Consider the following 26,286-nt stretch of genomic DNA (forward strand, 5'->3'; position numbering starts at 1 on the left):
TATTCTGGAAGCATTTTTAAGGAATTTTGTTTATGAACTCACCCGCCGCCACCAATCCTCACTCTCTCTCCAACGACACTAAAAACATCGTTCAGACAATCAACGGGTTGGGTACAGATGAAAAACTGGCGCTGCTCTATTTTGTTTATGAAAAAATGGGAGATTCAGTTACACCAGCCGCTCCCGCCGCCGCCGACCCACAATTAGCTCCCATGCTGCTGGATGATTTTTACAAGCTTTCCCATGACCAACAACTGAATATAATGCGCGGTATTGTCAACGGCGATGACACGCCGTATTCTCACGCTTACGGAGCTTTAACTGCTAACAATCAGTTGGTAGTTTGGTATGCTTGGGCTATTGGTATGGGGGAAACAATTGTCGATATCCCCGAAGGATATGAGGCAACTGAGGCTGTCAATGGCGTGTTGGGTCAAATTGAAGGTCTTGAGTTTGAACAGCAAATTACAGTGCTGCGCGACGTAGCTAATAATATGGGCTACACCGATGTTAAACCAATTGCTACTCAGGCGGAAGTAGGGAAAACTTCTAGTCTGTAGATAAGAGTCTGCTGTTGCAACCTATCCTACACAAACTCTCCTCTTAGCAGAGAGGGACTCAAGAATAAAGGAATTACCCAAAACCTCTATATGTAGGGTGCGTCTCGGCGCACCCTACCGCTATAATTAGTAGGTAAAACCTTTTTTTGCTCTTACTCATATTTATTCTTTCGTGTCTTAGAGAGGGACGAAAGTTTTTGTATGATCAGTTAAAATCTGCCATTCTGATAAATATAAAAAGGTTTTCAGTCAGCAAGTGAGTTTTTTAGGGTAAACTTTTCGCGGGAATTCCATCCGAAATATCGAACCTTTGTTGGGTTGACTTTCGGCAGTAATTGTACCGTCGATCATCTTGACTAAAGACGCACAAATAGCGAGTCCTAAACCGGTGCCTGGATATTGGCGAGTTGTTGTTTGGTCGCCTTGGCGAAATTTGTCGAAAATGTGGGGAAGATCGGTTTCACAGATGCCGATTCCTGTATCCCGAACGGTGATACTTAGCCGATCGCGATTTAATTCCCGCACCTCAATGTAAATGCTGCCCTCATGCGTGAATTTAACCGCGTTGGAAACGAGATTCACCAAAATTTGCCGCAGGCGCAACTTGTCATTAACTATCAACTGATCCTGCAAGCAGACGCTGACGGACAATGCCACGTTCTTATCGGTGGCTTGATTTCCGAATTCCAGGGCGACATCCATTACTAAATGCGCTAAATTAAATTTTTCAATTTTTAATTCTGTGCGGCCACTCTCGATTTTGGAGAGGTCGAGGATATCGTTAATTAGCAGTAGCAGGTTTTTGCCGTTATGTAAAATGCGCCCCACCATTTCTGTTTGCTGGGCGCTCAGCAGTTGTTTGTGCTGGCGCAGCAGCAATTGGGAAAAGCCGATAATCGAATTCATGGGAGTTCGCAATTCGTGGGACATAATGCCCAAAAATTGCGATTTTAACTTGGCTGCTTCTAGCAGTTGCAATTTTTGCTGTTGAATGCGTCGCCCCTGATTTTCCAGTTCTTCCTGCTGGCGAATTAGCAGCTCGTTTTGCAAGTCTAAAAGCTGTTCCTGCTTTTTTAATTTTTCGATCGCCAGCGCGTTGTTAATTGCGATCGCAGCTTGTTTTCCCATCACCGCCAGCAGTTGCTGAGTATGCCCGTCAATCGCCCTGCTGTCTTTCCCGTTGCCGATGGCCAACACACCCAAACGCCCGCTTGGCGCCGACTCGATCGCCGCAGCACAGGCCGCCGCCGGCAGCCAGCCGTCAGGGCACTCCGACCGCAACAGTACAGACTCTCCCGTCGCAAATGCTTCCCACAGCAGCTTGTTTTGCACGTGCGGGGTTTTACCCTCACCAAAGTTTTCCGTGCCCCCGACAGCGCTGACTTTGAGGCCGCTGCAATCGTACTCCAGGAGAGCAACTAGGCAAAATTCCGCTCCTGCGAGCGCCTCTACAGTCGCATCCGCAATGCCTTGCAACAACTGGCACAAGCTACCCGCGCGCTGGCTCAACTGATTTGTAAATCGATCAATCGCGTGCAACTCCTGTTCCGCGTCCCTTACCGTCCGGGCTTCACACAAATCTTTTGCTGTGAAATTGTCTTCCGAGGGCACTGGATGGGGCAAAAACTCTGGTTCTGCTTGGGGTTCGGCTGGAGTTTTTTGGATGGCGTCGATTTCTGTGTAGGTTCCTGCCCACTCCAAAACTTCCTGACTGTCTACATTAGCGGGCGTTCCTCTGACCAGGTTCCAGCGGTAAGTGCCCTCTCGCGTCCGCAGACGAAATATAATTTCGTAGCTTGGCGGCGGGAACTTAGAACTGTGCGATCTCGCCAATAGACGAGGGCGGTCTTCTGGGTGAATCTGCGCCAGATATCGGAAACCCAAAGCTGCTGCTGCTGGTACGCCCGTGTACTCCTCCCAGCGCTGACAGAAATAAGTCGCCCAGCCGTCGGCCTTTGTTTTCCAAACTATGTGAGGAATTTCCGACCACAGGCGACCGTCCTGAGTTTCGCAGTCGCCAACTTGCGGTTGGGGGGATGTTGTTTCAGATACTTTGTGTAAGATTTCAGAGTCGGAAAACTCCGAGGGAAAAGAGTTATTGCCGTGATACTGAGTCATAACAGGTTATATAAATAAGCATTGGACTAGAGCCCTAACACCGGCTAAAGACTCCTGCTGCTAGCTTTATTTATTTTGACGGCTCAAGTGCATCAAAATTTTTTATACTTTAAATTTATCGGGGTAATGGTATCTATACCTCTATCAAGGGGGGGACAATGGCATAATTCAGTTAAACTGTTAAAACATAGAGAGCTTACCTGTCCCGATGAAGGCTCGTGTAGGCATCGCCGCAAAATAACTTAAAAATTAACTTGCTTTCTTGGCGGCTGCATGAGTATGCTTGAAAATGATGTGCGGCCTGTAAAACCCTAAATCAGGACACATTCTCAAATTGACTCAGTTAAGCTGAGTCAGTTGATGATATTTTAAAAGTTTAGCGGGCTATTGGAAGAAAGATGAGTAAAATTCGCGTTGCTTTGGTAGAAGACCATGACCTGACAAGAGTCGGCATCCGCACAGCTTTACAACAGCGTGACACGATAGAAGTTGTCGGCGATGCAGCTAACGCTACAGAGGGTTTGAAACTGCTTCAGTCTTCAAAACCTGACGTGGCAATTGTAGACATTGGCTTGCCGGATTTTGATGGCATTGAACTTACACAAAAGTTCAAGAAATCGGTAGCGGAGTCCGATCCTGATACAAAAATTTTGATTCTGACTTTTCAGGACAATGAAGAAGAAGTTCTGGCAGCTTTTGCCGCCGGAGCTGACTCTTACTGCATGAAAGATATTAGCTTCGATCAGTTATTAGATGTAGTAAAAGTAACTCACGAAGGTAACTCTTGGATCGATCCGGCGATCGCCCGTATCGTCCTGAAACAAGCTCGCACTCAGGAAGCCGCGCCGGAAGAACCGAAGGCTGAGGGCAAAAGAGTCACAATTAAGGCTGCTGAACCTGAGTTCAGTCACATCATTGAGACTTACCCTTTAACCGAACGGGAATTAGAGGTTTTGGAACTGATCGTGCAGGGTTACAGCAATGCTGCAATCGCCGAAAAGCTTTACATTACTGTCGGTACAGTCAAGACTCACGTCCGCAATATTTTGAACAAGTTGTGCGCTGATGACCGCACTCAGGCAGCCGTTCTCGCCCTGCGTTCTGGCTTGGTTGGATGAAGCCCGATCATCAGGCAAAATCAAGTTAAAAGTAGGGTGCGCTGGGCGCACCTTACGGCCACGGATTAAGGGTGTGCAGTGCACACCGACTCACTAATTGTTACCAAAAAATTAGGATAGGCAGTGTGCACCCGCCGAGCAATTGTTTGTTGTTAAAAAAAAGTAAACTTTAAAGTTACATCTATCCCAGTACAGATATTTTTTTATTTTTTAATCAGTAAATCTACCTTAAGATAGATGCTAAAAAAATAGCGTATTACTAATACTTGTTGTTGAGCGATCCCCAGTTAGATAAATTTCGCTGGCACTGCCAATATTGCGCGATACCAACTCATAAAAGGCGGATACAGAGGCCAGATTACGATACTTTTAGGAAGAGTTAAGCCTTAAAAAAATTATATCCGTAGAGTGATGCCTGAGTTCGCTTAAATTTGCGAAATTAAAAGTATCAACTGCTACTGAAATATTTTAGAAAGAGGTATTATGGCCGCCCCAATTGAATTCAAGTTATTTGCTCCCTACAACGAAGGAGCTGCCTTGATTGGCTCTTTTTCTAATTGGGAAGATATTCCGATGGAAAAGGACGAAGAAGGTTATTTTCGCACGCGAGTTGAGTTGGAGGATGGCGTTTATCAATACAAATTTCGCGTTCAGTCGAAAAGCTGGTTTCTGGAAGCAGATCAGTGGGTAGATGTGGTCGATCCCTACGCGACTGACATCGACGATCCTACTCAAAACGGCCTTGTTCGGATCAAAGATGGCGATCGCATTGTCGATACCTACGTCTGGAAACACGACGATAAACCGCTACCGGCCGATCGGGAATTAGTGATTTATGAAATGCACGTTGCCGACTTTTCCGGTGGCGAAGCAGACCCGCTGGCCCGCGGCAAGTACAAGCACGTCGTCGAAAAACTCGATTACCTAGTCGAACTCGGCATCAACGCGATCGAACTCATGCCCCTCAAAGAATACCCAGGCGACTACAGTTGGGGCTACAACCCGCGCTACTTCTTCGCTGCCGAGTCCAGCTACGGAACCACAGAAGAACTCAAAAACCTGATAGACGAGTGTCACGGGCGCGGGATTCGCGTGATCATGGACGGGATTTACAACCACTCGGAAGCATCGAGCCCCCTCACTCAAATCGATCACGATTATTGGTATCACCATGAACCCCGCGATCCAGACAACAATTGGGGCCCGGAATTTAACTACGAATTCTACGACGAAAACTTAGGAACTTTCCCCGCACGCAGATTTGCTGGCGATACAGTCCGCTTCTGGGTTCAAGAATATCATCTCGACGGCATTCGTTTCGACGCGGCGCGACAAATTGCTAACTATGATTTTATGCACTGGGTAGTTCAAGAAGCCAAAAATGTCGCCGGCCCCAAACCGTTTTACACTGTTGCCGAATACATTCCCGACGAGCCCAGCATCACCAATCTAGACGGGCCTATGGACGGCTGCTGGCACGACAGTTTCTATCACTCCATAATTCCACAACTCTGCGGGGACAATTTTGATTTAGAACGGCTCAAAGAGGTAATCGACTGCAAGCGGCAAGGTTACTTGGGTGCTACGAATGTAGTCAATTATTTGAGCAATCACGATCACGATCGCATTTTTGCCGAATTGGGCGATCGCGGAATTTTGGATGAAGCAGCATTCAAGCGGGCGAAGTTGGGAACCGTACTGTTAATGACAGCAGTTGGCGTGCCGCTGATTTGGATGGGCGAAGAATTTGGCGAATACAAAGGCAAAACAATTGAGCAATCTAAAATTGACTGGACGCTGCTAGGAAATGACCTGAATAAAGGTTTGTGGGAATACTACAAAGGCTTGATTCACCTGCGTAAAAATAACCAAGCACTTTACACAGAAAACATCGAGTTTTTCCACGAAGATCCCGACTCGAAAGTTTTTGCTTACACTCGCTGGAATGATGAAGGTTCCAGAGTTGTAGTAGTGGCGAATATGTCGGAAAATTATCTGGCAGGTTACAGCGTTCCCCACTTCCCTGCCAACGGAACTTGGCACGAATGGACGGGGAATTATGATATTGAATCTGGCGATGACAATATTATGATTGACTTGCCCGAATACGAAGCGAAAGTGTTTGTTTGGCAGTAAGCTGTCATATCGATTCCGGTTGCACCGGAATCGATATTATTTCCCAGATTGATTTTCTAAGCACAATTGCGTTGCCGCCGCCGCCGGTATTGGTTTGCTAAAGAAGTAACCCTGACCCATATCGCACTGATGCGATCGCAAAAACGCTAACTGTTCTGCTGTTTCCACTCCCTCCGCAATCACCTGTAAATTCAGCCCCTGTCCCAAGGCGATCGCCAGTTTCACAATAGTAGCACCGCTGCTGCCTGTCACCAAATCGGCCACGAAAGATTTGTCTATTTTTAAATTATTGAGGGGAAAGTTTTTCAGAGACCACAGCGAAGAATAACCAGTGCCAAAATCGTCCAGAGAAATGTGAATTCCCATGTCCTGCAACTGCTGCAATACCGACACCGTGAAGCTCACATCTGTCATCGCAATGCTCTCGGTAATTTCTATTTCTAAATATTCGGGATTTAACTTGGTTTCTGATAAAATTTCAGCGATGGTTTGTACAGTGTGAGGTTGCAGAAACTGGCGGGCTGATAAATTCACTGCTATCCGAATCGGCGGCAATCCCAGTAATTGCCACGCTCGATTTTGCAAGCAAGCAGTCCGCATCACCCATTCGTCAATTTGGCAGATTAATCCTGTTTCCTCAGCTAAGGGAATAAATCGATCGGGAGGAATCAAACCCCGTTCGGGATGCTCCCAGCGAATCAGAGCTTCCATGCCCGCTATTTTGCCAGTATTTAAATTTATTTGCGGTTGATAGTGCAGGACAAACTCAGATTTGTTTAGAGCTTTGTAAAGATCATTTTCTAAGTTAAGATCCTCGGAGACTTTACTGCCGATCGCCTGCGTGTAAAACTGATAATTATTGCGACCTTTCTGTTTAGCTTTATACATCGCAGCATCAGCATTTTTTAGCAAAGTTTCTGCATCTTCTCCGTCGTAAGGAGCCAAAGCAATTCCCAAGCTAGCCTTAATATAAAGTTCCAGACCTTCAAAATTAAAAGGACTGCTTAAACTCTGGATAATTAGCTTGCAAATTTTAGTTGCTTCCTCCGGGGTGTTGATATTGTACAGCAGTACAGTAAATTCATCTCCGCCCCAACGAGCCATCGAATCCCCCACGCGCAAACACTTAGTCAAACGCCGAGATACACTTTGCAGCAACAAATCGCCCACTGGATGACCGAGGGTATCGTTAACATTTTTAAATCTATCTAAATCTAGAAAGATTACCGCCAGCATTTCTCCATTTTGGTGAGCGCTAGCTAAAGCTAAAGACAGCCTTTCATTAAACAGTAATCTATTAGGTAAACCGGTTAATGGGTCGTGAGAAGCTTGATGTCGGATCATCGCCTCGACACGCCTCTGCATTGCAGCCATGTACAGGTGAGTTCCTAAAGATTGTGCTAGCTTCTGTTCTTCGCTGGTCCACTTTTGAGCTTCGCCTGTTTTGATTTCTTTCCAAGCTGCAAATGACTGTCGGGGACGATCGTGCCGGGTGTCCGAACTGCAACGGCCCGCCCACAAAATTTCGGTTTGTATAGGGCTGCGAAAAACGGTGAGACAGCCGATGCACTGTTGGCGGTATTGCAGCGGTACTGCCAAAAATGCTCGAATGCAAGCTGCGACTAAATTGGCAGATACAGATTTGAGTTGAGGTTCTTTAGAAATATCGGAAATTGCGTACAAGTGCGGTACGAGAAAACTGGAAATATTGCTGTCAATTGAGCTGTAATGCTGGGAATATAGATTTTCAAAAATACCTAATTGGCTTGTATGATTAGCTGTTTGTGGTGGATCGTCTTGGTTTGCCCTCCCCATAATCTGCTGCCAAAATGGGCTGAGTTCAAGGTCGATGTCCGCGGGCTGCTGGCCACAGGTATAAAGCAAAGCGGGCCGATCGCCAAACTCGGCTGCAATGTAGAGTCGCCCTCCTGAACCACGCAAATGCTTGACAGTTTGTTCGAGAACTACTTTCCGAATTTCGTTTAGTTCCAGAGGAGAATGCAGCAAACTGGTAATTTGGTTAATAACGGCTTCGTCACGCGCTTGCTGTCTAGCTTGACTCAGCAGAAAAGATTGGGCGATCGCAATTGAAAGTTGATCCACAAGCAACTGCACCATTTTCAATTCTCGATCGCTAAACCGTTTCGGTTGACTATGGTGAGACACCAACAGCCCCCAAAGGTGATTTTGATGCAAAATCGGCACCGTCAGAGAAGAACGTGCCCCCATAGCCTTCAGATATTCAGCGTGACAAGGGTCTACAGGACGATAGGTAATATCTTCAACTGCTAAAGTTTTACCGGTTTCGGGACAATCTAACCGATTAATTGTTTGATGCTTCAATTCCACATCTACAATCACTCGCTGCCGCGCTTTGAGAAACATTTCCCGAGCACTATGGGGAATGTCGCCTGGTGGAAAGCGCAAACCCAGCATAGAGGGCAAATTGTCACCGTTGATGGACTCAGCAATGACCTCACCGCTACCGTCGGTCTCAAAGCGATAAACTTTTACTCGATCGCTCTGTAAAAAGCTGCGGATTTCTCGGGCAGTTGTCGTCAAAATCTCTTGCAGTTCTAAAGAGTTGCGGATGCGATTGGTAATTCGATTGAGTAAAATCTCTTGTTCTAAAGTCGATCGTGACATTTGTGTAACTTTGGTGCGGGTCATGCCTTTTGATCTCCCGGGCTGTTGACAGCATTTTTGCGAGCCACAGTCTTAACTTGCCTTGTATTATACATTACAATACTTTCGCTCTGTCTAGGGGCTTGACCCAACCCAAGAGCGCGAAACTCGGTTTCTGGGGATATTTCTGATTTTTAGACAAATTTGAGTGATAAACCGGGTTTTTCACAGCACTTACAAGGCAAGGCAAGAGCGATCTGACAATTAGTGAGGACGAAAGTTCGATCGAGTTTGATCAGGACTCAAGTCCTCACTACAAAGCAATTGCAGAGCTACCAGACCAAAAGTATAAAGAAACCGGGTTGAGCAACCAGTATTCTGCCCTCGGGAGGGAAAATACTGGTTGCTCAACCCGGCTGGTAAGTATTTATACCTTAAAACGTCTCGTTAAGCAGACGCCCAAATTTCCCGAATTCTGTCCGGCAAAAAGCCAGCTATTTCCTGAATTCGCTCCTCGGACAGCTCATCCTTCGTTGCCGAAAATACAGCGGCGATCGCAGTTTCCGGTTTTACTCCTGAAGGAAGTGCGCCTTCTAGTTCCACCCTCCGTGCAAACAAATTGCCATCGATCCCCGCAGGTGCAGGCGGGCCGGTCAAAGGTTGACGTATCCGGCTGAGCAATCCCACCAGCGGATTGGTATCTTTCCAGAGGTCGGCTATTTCTTGTTGCAGGGTTTTGTCATCCGTAGGCAAAACTTCTTTGTGCAATTCAGATTCCACGTGCTCGATGGCGTCTTTTGTCATCACATCGCGCATGACCCGGTACACTACTTCGGTAATGTCACGGGCATCAAAAATATCCTCCAAGTGACCGTTTACCATCACTTTTTCCAAAAACGGCATATCCTTTGAAGCGATAGGAACTGCCGACCCTTCTTGATGGAGCGACTTCGGAGGATTCGTCTCCATTTTGTGTAACAGTTTGCGACCTTTTTCTGTTAAATCAGCTTCTTGAAATGCGACTAAAGGCGGCAATACCTCAGTTCCTCCGTAAGGTTCTCCACTAAAGTCAGCTTTGATAAATTCTCTTTGGTTGAGGTATTCCAGATGACCGAGCAATTCCGCTTCCGCCACCTGGTGACCCACATATTCTTCGGCTGCGTTCCTAATTTCCGACTCTCCCCTGCCGTTTCCGCTGCCAATCTTTTTGAGCAAAATGTAAGTCAGGTCGTCTCTGATTGGAATTGTCATTAAAACCTCCTAGGTTAATATCCGGTAAAGCTCATGTAAAAACTTAATTTTTTTACTGGCTTAAATTGTGATGATTACTACTTAAAAACATTGAAGTATAAAGTAGAGTAATCAAGTATCTCTCAGCAGGTGTAAGTTATTAAATTCAAGTTGGGGCTAGAATATTCCTTTAGGTAGATCCATGTATGGGAACCCACGTCTAATGTTGTTATTATCCTTAAAAGCTGTCGCCACTCTTCAATGCTATTAAGCGAGGATGCTTTATTGGTAAGATTATCCGTATTTATTGCGTGTTTTTACCAGGGCTGACGCACCAAGAGCCCCTAAGTTGGTAATTGGCGCTGGGAGAGGTAGAATTAAGCAGGTGCTATGGGGTTAATCAACAGCGGTCATTTTGCCCGCAGCTTGTAGCGATATTGTATCGGATTAGACCAAAAACTGGTCATGGAAGAGCTACCAATACGAGCCAATCTGTTTCAAGTGCCGCAGTGCCACTTGAAGAATGCCTCGGTAACAAATTTTTTGATCGTTTCGAGCGGCATTTATGAACTACCTTCATTGGGACAATAAATTGGAATCCTCGTCTTTGATTAGCGGTCAACCCCAGGTTGACAAGCGTCCTTTAGTGTTGGCTGTAGACGACAATCCGGACAACTTAGAGCTGCTGACACAAATACTCGATTTATTCGGCTGCGAGTGTGTGGGAGCAGTTGACGGGTACGCAGCTCTTTCAGCAGCAGTCGATCGACAACCCGACCTAATCGTGCTCGACATTTGCCTGCCGGATATAGACGGTATGGAAGTAGTAAAGCGGGTCCAACAAAACCCCGAGCTCAGACATATTCCGATTGTTGCTGTCACAGCACTAGCAAAAGCAGAAGATCGCGATCGGATTCTCCAAGCAGGCTGCGTGGAATACCTTTCCAAACCTTTTAACATCAAAGATTTAGAAAGAATTATCCGCCAGTACCTGAACTCTGAAATGCTTTTGGTTGAGTTTTAGATTTATAATTAGAATCACGAAATTGAGGTGCAGAGTCCAAAATTGCGATCGTTCCCGTGCGGCCAGTCTCTAAGGTCGCATCGCGGAGCAAATCAGTGACTCCCACGCCCAAAACCTTTTGAATTAATTCTTTCAGTGGCAATTCCAGAACTGATTCTAATTGTGCTCGCACCTGCAAAGCCAAATCGTGCTGACCGTTCTGAGCCAGCAGTTTTTCTGGTTCAGTAAGCCCATTTTCGATAACAATTATCAATTTGTTATCCAAAAGATTGCAGAGCGCTTGACTCGTTTGGTGTCCGAGCTGAGAGCGGTACAAAGCTTGAATTCCCTGCGAAAGAGTGCGTTCTAATTTCCCGCGAGTAGGTTCTAATGTTTCGCCTGTCATATTTTTTATTGAGATAAAGATAAATCAAAAAAACAGTTAACTGTTAACTACTAACTGGTTAACAGTTAACTGCTAACTGCTAACTGTTAACTGTTAGAAATAACCGTCGCGTTATCCGACAGTAACTTCATTAGTTTCCACCCCAGTTGCACCCTTAACGCCTTTAGCAATTGTCACCAACTTCTTGACAATTTCCTGACTGGGAACTGTACCTTTGAGAACCACCGTAGTGCCAAGTTGAGCCACATAAACAGTCTCAATATCCGCAACATCTGGATTTGCATCGAAAGCCTGAGCAACCCGTTTAGCTAAACCGCTTTGATCGTATTCTCCGTTCAAGCCCATGCGTTCCGGCGGGATTGTCTGAGCGCTCGCAGCAGGTTGAGCTTGAGCTTGAGATTGAGCTACAGGTGCTTGGTAAGCAGGAGCATCAACAGTTTCTTGATTTTCAAGTTTTTCTAAACCAAACAATCTTTTTAGCCAGCCCATAGAGTTTGTCCTCCGACAAAGTTTGTGTTAATTGACTTGTTAATTGACAGTTGGCACGTCGCCGTGCAATTTTTCTTCTCAATACCAGGAATTACGATCGCACTCTTGGATGCAGAAACCGAGTTTTTTTACAAAAAAGTATCGTTACAGCCATCCACCTAGGTAGAAAAACCCAGTTTGTTGAGTTTGGTGCGCCCATCCTAAATACAATCTACTGTTGTACAACTGAGCCGATCATCTGCCTGGAGACATAATTCTCCGGCTCTCAAACAAATACTTGCGCTGATCATTCCGGCAAATCCAACTTAAACCCTTCTTCCCCAACTTCTACTATTTTGTTATACATCCACTCGTGCCAACTTCCTGCCGCCGGAAACTTAGGAATGCTGTTACCAGATAGATAAGTATCCGAAAAATTAGCGACAACTACTGCTCGTGTTTCCTCATCGCTCCAGCGGTAGTAAGCCAGCACTTTGGCTTCGGGATTTTCGTGGATAAATATCAATATTTTCGGTATAAAGGGCCGGAACTTTTTCCCGCAGCCGAATCACGTGTTTGTAGTATTCCAAGAACTCATGATTTGGCTAATTTTTCAACAAAAACCCTTGCAGTTTATTCGACTGGTTGCGAGTTTGCCGAGTGGATTTTCCAAGCTCTTCGCCCATCCACAGCATCGGTATTCCTACTGCTGTGACTAACAAAACCGGGCGTTGCTGATTTATGGTATGACAGGCTAAATATGCAAGTCATAGAAACCAGTATCTACAAAGCTTCGGGATTTTCAACTTATTTTTTTCATACCCTGATTAAGCAACGCCCTGAATTTTAGTGCGGAAATAACCTCTGTCATCTTTTTCTAATAATTTTTTTTCCCATTGGGAAAAAGAGCCGAGCAGTGTAGCTGCTTTGTGGTTGGGAGCGAAGAGTTTGAATTCAATTGCAGCGGCCCTGAATATCTGGTTTGCAGAAATTATAAGTGTGATTAGTATTGATTTTTACAATTTGGTAAATCTGTCGCCCTCGTTCTTAAGAGTTACAGGTGTAACTCTTATGTTGTTAGGTAGTTATAGGCGCACCCGGAGGGTTTAGTAGTAGACACCCTAGCGATTGAGTAAGGTGCGCCACTAAGCACCCGGAGGCCAGATTTAAATCAATCAAAAATGTAGTTAAAGTAACTAAAAAATATTAAGGGCTGTTTATGAAAAGTAATTTAACTTTTGATAACTATATAAATCGTGGTCAGAGTTTAATATTTGTAACTAAAGGAACATTTTTTCGCTAACAGAGCTAATACTGTAGAAAGATGTCATTTTAGGCGGAAATAGCGAGGATGTGATTGTAATTATAAGGCAAGGAAAACCACAAGAATGAATGCTTTATTCCACTGGATTTTCGCGCCATCGACTTTAAGCCAAGTTTGAGCCGAGAATAGCAATGATTATTTTTGCTTATGTCTTGGCAGCAGTTGTTTTATATTTTTTGACTGGCAAACTTGGCAGAACCGAAATCAGCTTTAACGACTGCTGCTACCTCAGTAATTGGTAATTGGTGAAAATCTCATTCGTCCCTGTTACCCGTTAGATATTCCGAGCAGTGGCTCTAAAGCTCTAAAAGTTTAATTGGGGATGTTGGCGAATTACCGTTACTGTAAAACTCTGGAGTGTTAAAAATGCTAAAACAAATGTGTTGGTTGCCCAGACTCGGAGGCAAGGGAGAAAAGATATTGCACTTACGCACCGATGCCCGTCAGGGGTGGCGGCCTTATACAGCTTTTCCGCAGTTCGCTGTACCCGACTACCGGGAACCGGGCGGTTCTAAGGGATGGGCAACTTATCAGAAGCTGAGAACTCAAGGGTGGAATTTAATATCGACTGCAGAAGGGCAGCAGTCGATTTTTGGCGAACAGAAAAGTGCTTAAAAAATCCGAAGCCGCAGCAATAAAAGAAGAGGTAAAATCCTCTTCTTTTTATTGCTTGTGGAGAGAGAAACTGGGTTTTTAACCGTCCTACTTGCTAGAATGGGTAAGGTTTGCAGTGCTCACCTTAGATAATTTTAAGATGTTTGCCAGTTGCAAGTAAATTAGGCGATCGCCCTTTCTTTCTCTGCTGTAGTTGCTACGTTATGGAGCACCGGCTGGCGAGTTTTCAAGTTAAACCGGTATCCGTGGGGGAGTATGTGCAACTTAGCGCCGCAAATCGCCAAAGCCTCATCCTTCAAAAGTCCCTCTACATTGTCGTGGAGTTTTTCCGACTCGTCGATGACAGTTACAGCGCTTTCGCCAATGACTTCCAACTCGTCACCGTGGACTAAAATAGCTGTATTTTCGTCAATACCAAATCCCAACACGGCAGGTTGCAGCAAGAGTGCCGAAACTAAGCGTCCCAGACGGCCTCGCTGGGCGAAATGCTGGTCTATGACAACTCCTGGAAGGAAACCCATTCCCGGGCCCATTGCTACCACATCAACGCGGGGATTTGTCTCTGAGTCTCCTTCAATAATCATCATGTCTGGCATCATTGCCGCGCCGGCGCTGGTGCCACCAACAATCGCCCCTTCCGAGTAGCGTTTGTGCATAGCTGCGTCGAGTTTGGTGTCTTTCAAGCAGCTAATAATCCGCGCTTGATCTCCGCCTGTAAAGAATATGCCAGTGGCTTGTTCGATCGCTTCTAAATAATCTGGATTGCTGGCATCTTCGGGTTTCTGGGTGTCAACAACTCGCACGTCTTCAGCGCCAAGTCGCTCAAACACTCGGATGTAATTATCTCCTACTTCTCCCGGCAAGCTTGTTGCAGCAGTCATGACAACAATGCGCGCTTTAGTTCCTCCGGCGCACCGCAAGAATTCCCGCAGAATTTTGCAGTCCCCCTCTTTGTCTTCCGCGCCACCAATAATTAGCAACTTCCCCTGAATTTGGTTGCTCGCCATAATATCTCCACTGTTAATTTATTTAATTTCACTAAAACACAAACTTCTTTTTTCCGAAAACGGCCCAAAGGTATATATAGATACAAAAAAATCTCATACTTCTACCCCTCCAGCACGCACACAGCTCAAGGGTGATGTGGGTGTTGACTCATCCTCGACGATCGACAAAACAAACTTACCCCCCCTAACAGGAGATAGGAGGGGTCAAGAAATGAGCTTAAATTACAGGGCCCACGCGCGCGCGGTGATCAATCCGGTTTCTGATCCGATTCTTCGCTAATCCTCCTCTGATTGCTCGTAGAAATCAGATTGATGAGCGTCAGTCCTCAATTAGTCCGATCGCCCGTTAGTGCGATCGCTCGATCAAATTGCTCAATATGGTACTCGCCCGTTCTAAAGGTAGGTGTCTGGGTTTGCCGTTCCAGACAATCTGATATTCGTTGCTGTTTTGACCATCACCGTAGCCAGAAATTAGCTTCCGGTGAAATGCTTCCTCAGCTAAGTGGTGAACTTTTTCCCTGAGAGCAGTTTGTGCGATCTTCATAATTTGCTGCCTCTTAAATTTTCTTTCACTGTCATAAACAATTATAAGTACACAGTGTACCTCTCAAAAGTTATAGCTTTTTTTTGCAAGGGGGGAAAGAAGTAGTCGTTAGTCATAAGTGCTTAGTTATCTATGCTTAGTTATCTATGCTTAGTCATCTATGCTTAGTTAGATGTTGAAGGAAGAAGGAATATTTTCCCACTCTCACCCTCTCCCCCTCTCCCCATCTCCCCTACTCTCCCACTCCCCCTATCGGGCAATACTGAGGGCAGAATTGCTGGGAGTATTTATCTCACTGCTGGAATATCTATGCCCGCAGGTAGTATCCCCTGCACCGACTATAAAGTTACCGTAAAAAATTAGCTCAAAGGAGGTTAGAAAATGCTGCAAGAAAAAAGCACGGAAACAGCTCGCGTCAATGCTCGAAAAACCGATATTTTTGATGTGTTCAACTTCAAACACTATATCGGGCCCAACCCTTATTTAGACACCGCGGCTTTAGTTTTTGATTTCGCGGTGACGGGCGCGAGCGAACCTTTGCCGATCGCACATTACCAGAAAATTATTGGCGATCGCTACCCGCAACTGCTGCACGAAACTTTCTCGAACCATGCCCAACTGTTCGGCCGTACCGCCTCAGAAGTAGCAAAACTCGACATGGGTTTGCATTTTCAACACTGGAACATCAAGCCGTTTTCTCAGTTTAACAGAATCAGCATAGAAGCACTTCACGCCCGCACTGCCCGAGCAGTAGTGTACGCAGTTTGGGATTGGTTTGAAGCCATTAATCAAAATCAAGACTTTCCCTTGGAAGCACAAATGGGCGCGCTGCAAAATATGTTCCGGCAGTCAGTTTACGGAGGCCCGACAGTTTATTCGTTAATGCGATCGGCATCCCAAAAAGGCATTCCCGCATTTTATTTGTGGGATGAAGGACTAATGCAATATGGGTACGGCAAAAAACTGGTTCGTGGCTCTGCAACTACCTTTGATTCTGACAGCCACTTAGACTCAGATTTTACCACGCGCAAAGACGATTGTAAAGCTTTTCTCGCTACATTAGGCTTTCCTGTTCCCAAAGGCGATATCGTCTCCACAGAAAACGGAGCTCTGGCAGTTGCTAGAGAAATTGGCTACCCAGTTGCTATCAAACCAGTAGTGGGTCATAAAGGAATTGGCGTCACAGCAGATGTCCGGGAGGCCGAGGAATTGCAGGCAGCTTTTAAAAGAGCAGTTAAGGCCATTCCCGAAACAGATCCGGTACGAGTAATTGTGGAAAACAGCATCAAAGGATCGGATTTTAGGCTGCTGTGCGTTGACGGCAAATTTGTTTCTGCCACTGAACGCCGACCCGCTTGCGTAACAGGTGATGGCGACTCAACAATTCGCGAATTGATCCGCCGTGAAAACCGCAAACCAGAACGTTTGGATACGCCAACTTCGGCGATGAGCAAAATTCAGTCCGACGAAGCGATGGAAATGTATCTGGAAGAACAAGGACTGTCATTGGATAGTGTGCCAACTCGCGATCGCACTGTGTATCTACGCAAAGTCGCTAATCTTTCCGCAGGCGGTGTCAGCATCGACGCTACCCGCACTATTCACCCGGATAACATTGTTTTGGCTCAAGATATCGCCCTACATTTTCGGTTAACTTGTTTGGGGATTGATGTGGTAACAGAAACTCTCGCCAAATCTTGGAAAACAGGCAATTTTGGGATTATCGAGATCAATGCCGCGCCGGGAATTTTTATGCACCTTAACCCCGCTGTCGGCGAAGGAGTTGATGTGCCTTCGCATATTATCGAAACTTTCTTTGAATCGGGAAAATCAGCTCGAATCCCAATTATTACTTTCAACAGAATTTCGGTACATGACCTACAAGAAACTATCGACCATATTCTGTTGCAGCATCCCGATTGGACAATCGGTGCTGTTTGTCGCGGTGGACTTTTTGTTAACCGCTCTGAAAAAGTTTTGAATAAGAATTACCATCTTAACGTGCAAAGTTTGCTACGGAATCCCAAGCTCGATTTGTTAATTGCTGAATATCCCGAAGATATTTTGGAAGCTGAGGGAATGTTTTATCGGGGCAGCAATATGGTGGTGCTAGATAATCCGGGAGAAACTGAGATGATGTTGGTTAGAGAAAGCACTGATGACGATACTGTTGTGGTGAGGGAAGGAAGTAGTATTTCTCTTCGCCGCCAGGGGTTGATCGAACAGTATACTCTGGGGGATGATGAACCGTTTACACGGGTTTATTTGAAGGAAATAGGGACTGTTTTGTAGGCGCTTCCACAGTTAAGTTGGTTTTGTAGGGTGGGTATTGATTACCCGCCCCACCACATCAAGGTTTTTTCTCGTTCCCAGGTTCTTCCGGGGAAGGAATTTGGGAGGGATCAGATGGGAACTGGCTTCGTTACACTTAGTTACAATCGCTTTCAATTCCTCAGTCGTGGATACACTATTCGTAAAAAGCCGGTTTCTTCCCAACTTTCTCGTTACCAGACCAATAGTTTCGTAGAAACTGAGTTGCTCAGGGTAAGTCTTATTCCTGCGATCATAAGTTTTTAGACAATCTGGTTTCTGCGCTGCCCTTCGTGCTATCAAGGAATTTTACAAGTCTTTAAAAAATTGCACTCCGGTGGCAGAAGGTCTGGAAATATGAATTTTGCGAGCAATTGGTTTAATTCGCTGACCGAAAGTTTACTGTCGCACCGTCGCTACATTCCAGCAGCCCTGACTCTTTGCACTGGTACGAGTTTGTCATTGGCAGCCGCAGCCGTTGTGTGGCATTCGGAAAACCAACGAATGCAAGCTCAATTTCATCAGCAAGCCGATCGCCTGAATGTGGCATTGCAGCAAAGCATCAATAAAAATTTAGAAGTTTTGTACTCACTTGAAGGATTCTACAGGGCGTCTACTGAAGTTACCCGAGAAGATTTTAAGCACTTCGCTCAACCTGCACTTGCCCGCAATACTGCTATACATTCTGTTAACTGGATTCGGCGCGTGCCTGCTGCCCAAAAAGCAGCTTATGAACGGACAATTCGAGCCGAAGGTTTTCCGGCATTTCAAGTTTACGAACGAACTCCTGACAAAAAGCAGGTCAAAGCAAAAGTGCGATCGGAATACTTTCCAATTATTTACAGAGAAGCACTAGAAGAAGATAACAAAGTGATCGGTTTTGATGTTGCCTCCAGCCCCGATCGCAAAGCAGCTTTAGAGAAATCGGTGAATACCGGGAAAATAGGGGCTTCCGGGCGGATTAGATTAGTCAGCAACAATCAACCGGGATTGCAAGTATTTCTACCAGTACACCGCCGCACAACTTCTGCTGATAACTCCGTCAACGGCCGCCAAAACCTCATGGGAGTTATTGCGGGCCTGTTTCAGATCACCAGTATGGTCGATTCCTCTTTAGAATCGCTAAATTTAGACAAGATTAATTTTTACCTCTATGACAACTCTGCTATAGAGAAAGAACGCTTTCTAGTGCGCTACGACTCACAAGCTAAGCAGTTAATAGATAACCCAAAACACGAAAAGCCAGAGTTAGCTAATATCCGGGGAAAAATCTGTCAAAATCCTAGTGCTTGCACTCGCCTATTTAACGTAGCAGACCGCCAGTGGAGGCTGCTAGTTTTGCCTGGGAAGGGGTACCAGAGCATGAGGACGCATCAGGGTTCGCTGGCAATTGGCGCGATCGGGCTATTGATGACTGGCAGCTTGACGATTTACCTGTTGATGTCTCTAGAACGTACTGCAAAAGTAGAACAGCAAGTGTACGATCGTACAATTCAACTAAAACAGCGCACGGCTGAACTAGAAACGGCACTAAAAAATTTGCAGGAAGCTCAATTTAAACTCATCCAAACTGAAAAAATGTCCAGCTTGGGACAGTTGGTGGCTGGAGTTGCCCACGAAATTAACAATCCTGTGAACTTCATCTCTGGCAACCTGATCCATACAGGCGCATATACTCGAGACTTGCTGGAACTTGTGGAAATATACCAGCAGCAATATCCGAACCCAACGCCCGAAGTGCAAGCAAAACTAAAAGATATTGATTTGGAGTTTATCAGTGAAGACTTGCCTAAAATCCTACAATCTATGAATATGGGAGCTCAACGGATCAGCCAGATCGTGCTTTCTCTGCGGAATTTTTCGCGCTTGGATGAAGCTGAAATGAAGTCAGTTGACATTCACCAAGGCATTGACAGCACCTTGATGATTTTGGAGAGTCGGCTGAAACCAAAAGCTGATTTTTCTGGCATTAAACTCATCAAAGAATACGGAAGTTTGCCATTAGTGGAGTGCTGGGCGGGACAATTGAATCAGGTATTTATGAATGTTTTGAGCAATGCCATTGATGTTTTATATGATGCAGCAAATCAAAACAAGCTCGAAAACAACGCCTCGAATTCTACATTTTTACCTACTATTCGGATTCGCACGGAACTTTTAAGTTCTAATTGTGTATGCGTGCGAATCGCTGACAATGGAACGGGCATGACGGAAAATGTCAAAAAGCGTTTGTTTGATCCGTTTTTTACTACCAAGCCTGTAGGCAAAGGTACTGGCTTGGGATTGTCGATCTGCTATCAAATAGTAGACAAACATCACGGTTCGCTCAGGTGCGTATCGGCTCCGGGAGAGGGAACTGAATTCTTGATTGAGGTGCCGGTGCGGCAACAGTTCGAGCAATCTGTTTCTAAGGTTTCACCTGCGGTAAGTGTCATACCATTTTAGATTTTAGATTTTAGATTTTAGGATTGAGAATAACTTACTGTCTAATGGTTTAGATGTCTGCTACAGTTGCAGCTTTTCTGAGAACTAATATCAATTGCAATTAGCTGCAGAAATTGGGAACATTTCAATTTTGTCAAAAGACTTTTTAGGAGCGCGAACCGGAGAACTCGATTGATATATAGTAGTTCTCAAAAAGATTCGCGGACGCTTGGGTTTTCGGTGTTCGGTAATCGGGAATCGGGAAAAAGGTCATCATGAAAAAGCTTGCTGTTCAAAAGCAGGGTAGTGCCATTATTCATTACCCATTACCCATTACCAGACATACCTCACTCTTAATGAGACTGGGCTATATATACCTAGCGAGAATTTGGCTTGCATTCCTGTGAAAGATGCTCGCGGTGCTTAGGTTGCACCCTACAATTAACAGTCAACTGTCCTGAGTTAGAGTTATTGCCAAGCGCGTCTTAATTTATAGTTAAATATCGCCCAAAACAAATATTTGGGGTTTTACCCGTCGTGACAATTTATAATTGTAGCGATGCCAGATTACCAATTACTAACTACGATGTCTTTACAATTTATTAGCATTCCGCCAAAAACCGATCGCAAACCTGTCGCTTTGATTGTCGCTTTGCACGGATGGGGTGCTAATGCTCGCGATTTGACTTCCTTAGCACCCTTTTTCAATTTGCCGGATTATCAGTTTCTGTTTCCCGATGCCCCGTTCCCCCATCCCCAAGTAACGAGCGGCAAAGCGTGGTATAACCTTCAAAGCAAAGACGCTCAGGGATTGGTAGAAAGCCGGCAATTGCTGAGGGAATTTTTGCTGTCTTTGGAAAGCACCACGGGCGTGCCTTTGTCTCGCACGATTTTAGGCGGCTTTTCTCAAGGCGGAGCGATGACTCTAGATGTGGGATTGACTTTGCCCCTAGCTGGTTTAATTTGTCTGAGTGGTTATTTACACCAGATTTCGCCAGTTGCTGGGAGTGTTTTGCCACCTGTTTTAATCGTACACGGTACTCAAGATACTATTGTGCCTGTTAGTGCTGCTGTGCGATCGCGCGACAGTTTGACGGCTTGGGGAGCTGCGGTGCAGTATCAAGAATTTAACATGGGACACGAGATTCTGCCGGAAGTTATAGAGGTAATGCGAAGTTTTGTTGTAGAAACTGTGTCGAAATCTGATTAAAGGTTTAGTATATAGTATGGCGGAAGTCTCGGGCAGGGGAAAAAAATGAAAACTTTAACCAAAGCATCGCGCGATATAGCTGTACTTACTTCTCAGGACGTGGCAGAATTGGCTGTCCGTTTGGAAGTTGACGATTATACAGATCCTTTTGAGGGATTGAATGATTGGCATTTGTTGCGATCGCTTGCCTTTCAGCGGCCGGAGCTGGTTGAACCTTATCTCCACCTTCTGGATATGGAAGCCTACGACGAAGCATAGACTGAAAAATCTCGCTCAAAATTTTCGACGGAATTGAGGAAGAAGTTAGCAGCATATTTTGTTGCGGATTAAACAGATGAATTAGGGATTTTAGCCTGTTTTTATCTTAATTTCTTTCTTGATTCTTTTTTATGAAAAAATGACATGAAAGGCAGACGAATTTTAATCGGCGTTAGTGGCGGGATTGCGGCTTACAAAGTTTGCGAAGTAGTTTCAACTTTAGCAAAAGCTGGAGCGGAAGTTAAAGCTATTCTTACTGATGCGGCTGGGGAGTTTGTAACGCCTTTGACTTTTGCTACTCTGTGCCGCCATCCTGCTTTTACGGACAAAGATTTTTGGCAAGCAAGTCACGGGCGCCCCCTGCATATTCAATTGGGAGAATGGGCGGAAGTTTTTGTGATTGCTCCTTTGACAGCTAATACTTTGGCTAAGTTGGGGGGGGGTTTTGCTGATAATTTGCTGACTAATACTGTCTTAGCTTCTACTTGCCCAATTTTGCTGGCACCGGCGATGAATACGGATATGTGGGAACAGCCGGCGGTGCAGCGGAATTGGCGTGAAGTGTTGAGTTATGGGCGCTATCATGCTGCGAATCCGGGGGCGGGAATGCTGGCGTGCGATCGCGCGGGTGTCGGCCGCATGGCAGAACCTGGTGAGATTTTGCCTCATATTGAATCGCTGTTGTATGCGAAGGGCGATCGAGATTTAGCGGGCATTCGGGTGTTGATTAGTGCGGGAGGAACGCGGGAACACCTCGATCCGGTGCGGTTTATCGGCAATCCTTCCACTGGCAAAATGGGTATAGCTTTGGCGCAAGCTGCACAGCACCGCGGCGCGACAGTGACGCTGGTACACAGTATAACTGGCGAATTGCCGCTCTCAGGTGTGCGGGCGATCGCAGTTACGAGTGCACAAGAAATGCGGCAGGCGATGCTGCAATGCTTTCACGAGGCGGATTTGACGGTGATGGCGGCGGCGGTAGCGGATGTGAAGCCGGCTGAGTACAGTAGTGAGAAACTGCCCAAGCGATCGCTCCCGAATTGTTTACCGTTGGCACCGGTAGCGGATATTGTGGCAGAGTTGGGAAAATTGAAACAGCCGCACCAAAAATTAATCGGGTTTGCAGCACAAACAGGGGATATTGTCAAGCCAGCTTTGGAGAAATTGCGGGCAAAGAAACTGGATGTAATTGCCGCAAACCCGATCGATCAAATAGGTGCAGGTTTCGGCAGCAATACCAATCAAGCAATATTAATTAATGCCGCCGGCAAGCAAGTAGAAATAGCACCTTGCAGCAAGCTTGAAATGGCTCATCGTTTGTTAGATTTTGTGAGGGAAGGGTGAGGGCGCGATTACTCATTAACTGGGATTAATTACTACTGGTTCGGGCGATAATTCTGATTCCCCAAAATCCGTTGATTTCGAGTCAGCCGACAACTCAGTATCTGCGACAGTAATTTCTAGTTTAAATCCTAATGCTTCGAGCAATTCTACAAAGCTGTAAATTTCCAAACCGCCGCTTTCAGTCAGCATCTTGTCGAGTTTTTCGTGATGTTCTTTTGCTGACTCCGAAAGAGCATTCATCCTGATTCGAGCCTCAATCACCTTTCGGATGGCATTTCTCAAAAGTGCGGGTTCAGGGTCTTTTTCTTCCAAGATAGCGCCGATAAAACCAGCAGCTTCTTCCGGCTCTTTGAGAGATTCAATTAGGTACTCGCGGTAGCTATCACTTGTCGGTGCTTTCACGTTTTTCATAATCTGTCCAGTATTCTATAGCTTGTCGAATGTCCTGTTCTTGGGTGCTTTTATCCCCAGCTATGAGGATTACCACAATTGTCAAGCCGACTTGTCCGAAGTAGAGGCGGTAGCCCGGGCCATAATTAATTCTGAGTTCAAAAACTCCTTGTCCCACTGACTTGAAATCTCCGAGATTACCTTGCTCAACTCGGTCAAGCCTAGATTTGATTCTAACTCTAACATTCCGATCGCGGAGGGCATCAAGCCACTCGGTGAATGGTGCCCTACCCTCTGCTGTAGTGTAACGTCGAATTTCCCTGGGTTGTACTTCCATGATTTTATCCTATTTGCTCAACAATTTGTATAATAGGGCGATCGACAGTCCATTCAACAAGCAAATCATACTTAAGACAGAGGTATTCGATCGACAAAATAGTAAACCTTGTTTGAGGGAATAAACTTTACATCAAACAGGGGATTGTGAATGAATTTTAAATCGATCGCAAAAACCAATCTACTATTCGGCAGCCTGATAATTAGCCTCGGATTGCAATCACTTCCAGCCACAGCGCAAGCAGTCACCGACGCACAAGTTTCCGCCCTCGTAGAAGCAATGCGACAAGCCGCCCCGCCACAAGCAGCAAATGACGGAATGTACAGTCAGTGGCAAGTTTTGCCAGGGAATATTTCCCGCTGGGCAAAATTCTGTACCAAACAAGATTTAACACCCCAACAATTTGAGGCCGACGCGACAAAAGCCAAATCAATTGTTACCTGTATCGTGGGCGATTTGCTGCGCGACGAATACAAAGCTAGCAGCAGCAATGAATTAACCGCTGTACGCCGCGCCGCTTGCTGGTGGATGACTGGGGACTCCGCAGCTTGCAAAAGTGGCGCAACTGCTACTTATGCGGATAAGGTTGTCAGCGTTTACCAGCAGCAGCGGCCTAAAAAGTAAGGTTTTTGCTGCGGGATTTAGATTTTTTTACCGCTGATGCACGCGGATTAACGCAGATGAATTGCGCTGGGTTTTATTCCCCGCCAATTCATCTTCTTTTAAAGTAACTTTTAGTCTAAATCCTAGCGCATCCAAATACAATTTCTGCGTTCAGGACTAGCCGAATTTTCCTCGCTTATACTTCCCTGATTTTTGTGAAATATACATATTAACCTGTGCAGCTTGGACTCTGCGACTGAATTATTCATTTTCTGCCTGACTTCTCATCAACTTTTGCACGCTGGCTAAAGCTCGATTTAATTCGTAACTCTTTCTTTCTGAATTCTGCAAAAAAGCCTGCTGTTCTTCCTCAATCATTAACACATCCTGCCGCACCAAACCATCTAATAATTTTTGAGCAGCACCGAAACAACTATCTTTGATAAACCGGCGAAACCATACAGGCAATTTGTGCAGCCGCCAAAACGCATTTAATGAGGTAAAATGAATTAAATAAGCCCGAGTTGCCGTCTCGCTCACCGGACAAACCAAGCAGTAAATTTTAAAGTCGCTCCCCAAAGTTGAAACCCAGTGCGGGTAAACATAACTCACCTCCAGCGGTTCCGGGTGCAGTCGGCGCAGAGATTTAAAAAATAACTGAGAAATTGACCAAATTTTATCTATTTTGTAATAACTTTGTGCCTGATAGCGAGCAGTTACTTGATGCTCGTTTTCTTCTAAAGTATCTAACACCGGATTTGCCCAAGCTTGCCAATCATCGTGCAAGTGTCCGTGGTACATATCCATCAAGTTTTCAATTAAAAATGAATAGTGTGCCTGACAGTCGATGACTGAAACTGTGGCAATATAATTGAGATGTTCCCACTCTGGCAAATCCAGTAAATTAGTTTTTTCGGCTGGGGTTTCGTCGCCGGGAAACAGCCAGATAAAACCGTTTTTTTCCTGGACGGGATAGGAGCGAATTTTGCAGTTAGGTAGCTTTTGGTTTTCTGCTAAATAATCGACTTCGGCGCATTCTCCCCTTGCATTTAACCGCCATCCGTGGTAAGCACATTCGATTAAATCGCCTTTAACTTTGCCGTGGCTGAGTTTAACTTGCCGATGGGGACATCTATCTTCTAAAGCGTTGATTTTACCTGCACTGTCGCGGAAAAGTACGATCGCCCGATTCCAGATTTTCGCAGCGACGGGCTGAGTTTGCACCTCGCTGCTGCGGGCGATCGCATACCACCGATCGAGATTAATGCCCAACTGGCGGATGTGAGTTTTTTGTTCCCTTGCAGATTCCGATTTTATCGCGTTGTTTTGCATTACAAATGTTCCCAAATTACGCCCATAAAACAACCCAATTTTACAAAATAACAGCCTGGAAAGCAACGACCGTAAATTTTTCTAAATCTCCGTTCTGACAAATACCTATCGCTAGCTAAATGCTTCAACCACCCAGGGGACAATCGAAATTTTAATAATCTTAAAGCATTGCGAAATCCGTAGGTGGAACAGTCGGGTCTAAAATCTCTCGCAGCACCTAATATGTAGCCTATTGTAGCAGGTGTTTCGACTTCCGAAATATTATCTAAAAAAACGATTTTTCCGTGGGGCTTTAACATTTTTTTTATTGCATCGAGGGCTGCGGGGAGGTTGGGCAGGTGGTGAAAAGTAGCAGCACTAACTATTAAATCAAATTGGCGATCGAGCGCTAATTGACTGGCATCCATTTGGATGTATTCGATATTGGGAGCGGAACGTTTTTGACTGGCGATCGCCAGCATCTTTGCTGACAAATCGACGGCGACAACATTATCGTAATACTGGGCTAATTCAAAAGCAAGAATTCCAGAACCGCAGCCAATATCTAATGCTGCACCTTTGCTGGTCGATAGGTTGTTAGTAAAGAAATCGTTCTGGTTTTGCAAGGTGGCGGCGAAATCGTATTCTGTTGCAAAAGCATCAAACATTACAGATTTATTACCAATTTTGCAGTTACTATTCAGCATCTATTATTGCTTTATACTCATTCAATAATATTTTAACCGCATATCCACCCCCCTCAACGCAGATATTTTTTTTGTTCGCAAGCTCTGCCTTTTCTCCTCAGCGAAACCACACCCACAAACCGTAACTCATCTTAACAAAAGAATGTAACTGTAGGAAACCTCTAAACCCTTATTGAATCAGTCATTCTCATTCCTTAAAATCTCAAATCTCAAATCTACAATCTAAAATGGTATGGCT

At 45.3% G+C, this 26,286-nt stretch carries 24 protein-coding genes; 12 read left to right on the forward strand and 12 right to left on the reverse strand.

Going from position 1 to position 26,286, the window contains the following annotated elements; all coding sequences use genetic code 11:
- Positions 1-32 precede the first annotated feature (32 nt).
- Positions 33-560 carry an orange carotenoid protein N-terminal domain-containing protein gene (locus QUA34_RS10820; protein ID WP_333325909.1) on the forward strand — a complete coding sequence of 176 codons (528 nt, stop codon included), beginning with the start codon at positions 33-35 and terminating at the stop codon, positions 558-560.
- Between the two features lie 249 nt (positions 561-809).
- On the opposite strand, the gene QUA34_RS10825 is transcribed toward QUA34_RS10820, so the two are convergent.
- Positions 810-2,678 carry a PAS domain-containing sensor histidine kinase gene (locus QUA34_RS10825; protein WP_333386419.1) on the reverse strand — a complete coding sequence of 623 codons (1,869 nt, stop codon included), beginning with the start codon at positions 2,676-2,678 and terminating at the stop codon, positions 810-812.
- Between the two features lie 398 nt (positions 2,679-3,076).
- Here QUA34_RS10825 and QUA34_RS10830 point away from each other — a divergent pair, with 398 nt between their 5' ends.
- Both QUA34_RS10830 and QUA34_RS10835 read left to right on the forward strand, forming a co-directional pair.
- Positions 3,077-3,796 (forward strand): response regulator transcription factor, encoded by a 720-nt coding sequence (locus tag QUA34_RS10830; protein ID WP_333082892.1) that lies wholly within the window; start codon positions 3,077-3,079, stop codon positions 3,794-3,796.
- Between the two features lie 483 nt (positions 3,797-4,279).
- Entirely contained in the window at positions 4,280-5,932 is a 1,653-nt protein-coding gene (locus QUA34_RS10835) for an alpha-amylase family glycosyl hydrolase (RefSeq protein WP_333386423.1), read from the forward strand.
- 36 nt (positions 5,933-5,968) lie between these two features.
- On the opposite strand, the gene QUA34_RS10840 is transcribed toward QUA34_RS10835, so the two are convergent.
- Together QUA34_RS10840 and QUA34_RS10845 are read right to left on the reverse strand one after the other, a co-directional pair.
- Positions 5,969-8,602, reverse strand: a complete 2,634-nt coding sequence (locus QUA34_RS10840) for an EAL domain-containing protein (RefSeq protein ID WP_333386426.1) — start codon at positions 8,600-8,602, stop codon at positions 5,969-5,971.
- 402 nt (positions 8,603-9,004) lie between these two features.
- Positions 9,005-9,808 carry a DUF2267 domain-containing protein gene (locus QUA34_RS10845; protein WP_333386428.1) on the reverse strand — a complete coding sequence of 268 codons (804 nt, stop codon included), beginning with the start codon at positions 9,806-9,808 and terminating at the stop codon, positions 9,005-9,007.
- 544 nt (positions 9,809-10,352) lie between these two features.
- Between QUA34_RS10845 and QUA34_RS10850 the strand changes: the two genes are divergently transcribed.
- Positions 10,353-10,811 (forward strand): response regulator, encoded by a 459-nt coding sequence (locus QUA34_RS10850; protein ID WP_333325895.1) that lies wholly within the window; start codon positions 10,353-10,355, stop codon positions 10,809-10,811.
- Here the strand turns inward: QUA34_RS10850 and QUA34_RS10855 are convergent.
- Together QUA34_RS10855 and QUA34_RS10860 are read right to left on the reverse strand one after the other, a co-directional pair.
- On the reverse strand, positions 10,765-11,196 hold the full coding sequence (locus QUA34_RS10855) for a DUF2294 domain-containing protein (protein WP_333082898.1): 432 nt from the start codon (positions 11,194-11,196) through the stop codon (positions 10,765-10,767). The genes QUA34_RS10850 and QUA34_RS10855 overlap by 47 nt on opposite strands.
- Positions 11,197-11,307: 111 nt before the next feature.
- Entirely contained in the window at positions 11,308-11,685 is a 378-nt protein-coding gene (locus QUA34_RS10860) for a BON domain-containing protein (RefSeq protein ID WP_333082899.1), read from the reverse strand.
- Positions 11,686-11,709: 24 nt separating this feature from the next.
- Here QUA34_RS10860 and QUA34_RS10865 point away from each other — a divergent pair, with 24 nt between their 5' ends.
- Positions 11,710-11,847, forward strand: coding sequence for a hypothetical protein (locus tag QUA34_RS10865; RefSeq protein WP_333325889.1), 138 nt, complete (start codon positions 11,710-11,712; stop codon positions 11,845-11,847).
- 124 nt (positions 11,848-11,971) lie between these two features.
- On the opposite strand, the gene QUA34_RS10870 is transcribed toward QUA34_RS10865, so the two are convergent.
- Positions 11,972-12,190: an alpha amylase C-terminal domain-containing protein gene (locus tag QUA34_RS10870; protein WP_333386432.1), complete on the reverse strand. Its 219-nt coding sequence runs from the start codon at positions 12,188-12,190 to the stop codon at positions 11,972-11,974.
- 1,164 nt (positions 12,191-13,354) lie between these two features.
- Between QUA34_RS10870 and QUA34_RS10875 the strand changes: the two genes are divergently transcribed.
- On the forward strand, positions 13,355-13,603 hold the full coding sequence (locus QUA34_RS10875) for a hypothetical protein (protein WP_333082902.1): 249 nt from the start codon (positions 13,355-13,357) through the stop codon (positions 13,601-13,603).
- A 161-nt stretch (positions 13,604-13,764) separates the two neighbouring features.
- On the opposite strand, the gene QUA34_RS10880 is transcribed toward QUA34_RS10875, so the two are convergent.
- Positions 13,765-14,610: a cyanophycinase gene (locus QUA34_RS10880; RefSeq protein ID WP_333325885.1), complete on the reverse strand. Its 846-nt coding sequence runs from the start codon at positions 14,608-14,610 to the stop codon at positions 13,765-13,767.
- Positions 14,611-14,956: 346 nt separating this feature from the next.
- The gene (locus QUA34_RS10885) at positions 14,957-15,154 is read right to left on the reverse strand and encodes a hypothetical protein (RefSeq protein WP_015175364.1); all 198 of its coding nucleotides are present in this window, start codon (positions 15,152-15,154) and stop codon (positions 14,957-14,959) included.
- A gap of 381 nt (positions 15,155-15,535) precedes the next feature.
- Between QUA34_RS10885 and QUA34_RS10890 the strand changes: the two genes are divergently transcribed.
- From QUA34_RS10890 to coaBC, 5 genes are all read left to right on the forward strand, one after another.
- Complete coding sequence (locus QUA34_RS10890) at positions 15,536-17,446, forward strand: ATP-binding protein (RefSeq protein WP_333325882.1); 1,911 nt, start codon at positions 15,536-15,538, stop codon at positions 17,444-17,446.
- Positions 17,447-17,821: 375 nt separating this feature from the next.
- The gene (locus QUA34_RS10895; RefSeq protein ID WP_333386436.1) at positions 17,822-19,909 is read left to right on the forward strand and encodes a CHASE domain-containing protein; all 2,088 of its coding nucleotides are present in this window, start codon (positions 17,822-17,824) and stop codon (positions 19,907-19,909) included.
- A 565-nt stretch (positions 19,910-20,474) separates the two neighbouring features.
- A complete protein-coding gene (locus QUA34_RS10900) occupies positions 20,475-21,098 on the forward strand; it encodes an alpha/beta hydrolase (RefSeq protein WP_333386439.1) in 624 nt (207 codons plus the stop codon).
- A 45-nt stretch (positions 21,099-21,143) separates the two neighbouring features.
- Positions 21,144-21,356 carry a protein IsiD gene (isiD, locus tag QUA34_RS10905; protein ID WP_006632739.1) on the forward strand — a complete coding sequence of 71 codons (213 nt, stop codon included), beginning with the start codon at positions 21,144-21,146 and terminating at the stop codon, positions 21,354-21,356.
- 144 nt (positions 21,357-21,500) lie between these two features.
- Entirely contained in the window at positions 21,501-22,700 is a 1,200-nt protein-coding gene (coaBC, locus tag QUA34_RS10910) for a bifunctional phosphopantothenoylcysteine decarboxylase/phosphopantothenate--cysteine ligase CoaBC (protein WP_333386443.1), read from the forward strand.
- A 15-nt stretch (positions 22,701-22,715) separates the two neighbouring features.
- On the opposite strand, the gene QUA34_RS10915 is transcribed toward coaBC, so the two are convergent.
- Together QUA34_RS10915 and QUA34_RS10920 are read right to left on the reverse strand one after the other, a co-directional pair.
- The gene (locus QUA34_RS10915; protein WP_333325871.1) at positions 22,716-23,111 is read right to left on the reverse strand and encodes a transcriptional regulator; all 396 of its coding nucleotides are present in this window, start codon (positions 23,109-23,111) and stop codon (positions 22,716-22,718) included.
- Positions 23,083-23,427 (reverse strand): type II toxin-antitoxin system RelE/ParE family toxin, encoded by a 345-nt coding sequence (locus QUA34_RS10920; protein WP_333333066.1) that lies wholly within the window; start codon positions 23,425-23,427, stop codon positions 23,083-23,085. Before QUA34_RS10920 ends, QUA34_RS10915 begins: the two co-directional genes overlap by 29 nt.
- Positions 23,428-23,577: 150 nt before the next feature.
- Between QUA34_RS10920 and QUA34_RS10925 the strand changes: the two genes are divergently transcribed.
- Entirely contained in the window at positions 23,578-24,051 is a 474-nt protein-coding gene (locus QUA34_RS10925) for a hypothetical protein (protein ID WP_333325869.1), read from the forward strand.
- A 240-nt stretch (positions 24,052-24,291) separates the two neighbouring features.
- Here the strand turns inward: QUA34_RS10925 and QUA34_RS10930 are convergent, their stop codons facing one another.
- Entirely contained in the window at positions 24,292-25,362 is a 1,071-nt protein-coding gene (locus QUA34_RS10930) for an aromatic ring-hydroxylating dioxygenase subunit alpha (RefSeq protein WP_333325866.1), read from the reverse strand.
- The gene (locus QUA34_RS10935; protein ID WP_333325864.1) at positions 25,362-26,048 is read right to left on the reverse strand and encodes a methyltransferase domain-containing protein; all 687 of its coding nucleotides are present in this window, start codon (positions 26,046-26,048) and stop codon (positions 25,362-25,364) included. The genes QUA34_RS10930 and QUA34_RS10935 overlap by 1 nt, the downstream gene beginning before the upstream one ends.
- Positions 26,049-26,286 lie beyond the last annotated feature (238 nt).

It is taken from the genome of Microcoleus sp. POL10_C6, from assembly GCF_036701585.1.
In the GTDB taxonomy this organism is placed as follows: domain Bacteria; phylum Cyanobacteriota; class Cyanobacteriia; order Cyanobacteriales; family Microcoleaceae; genus Microcoleus.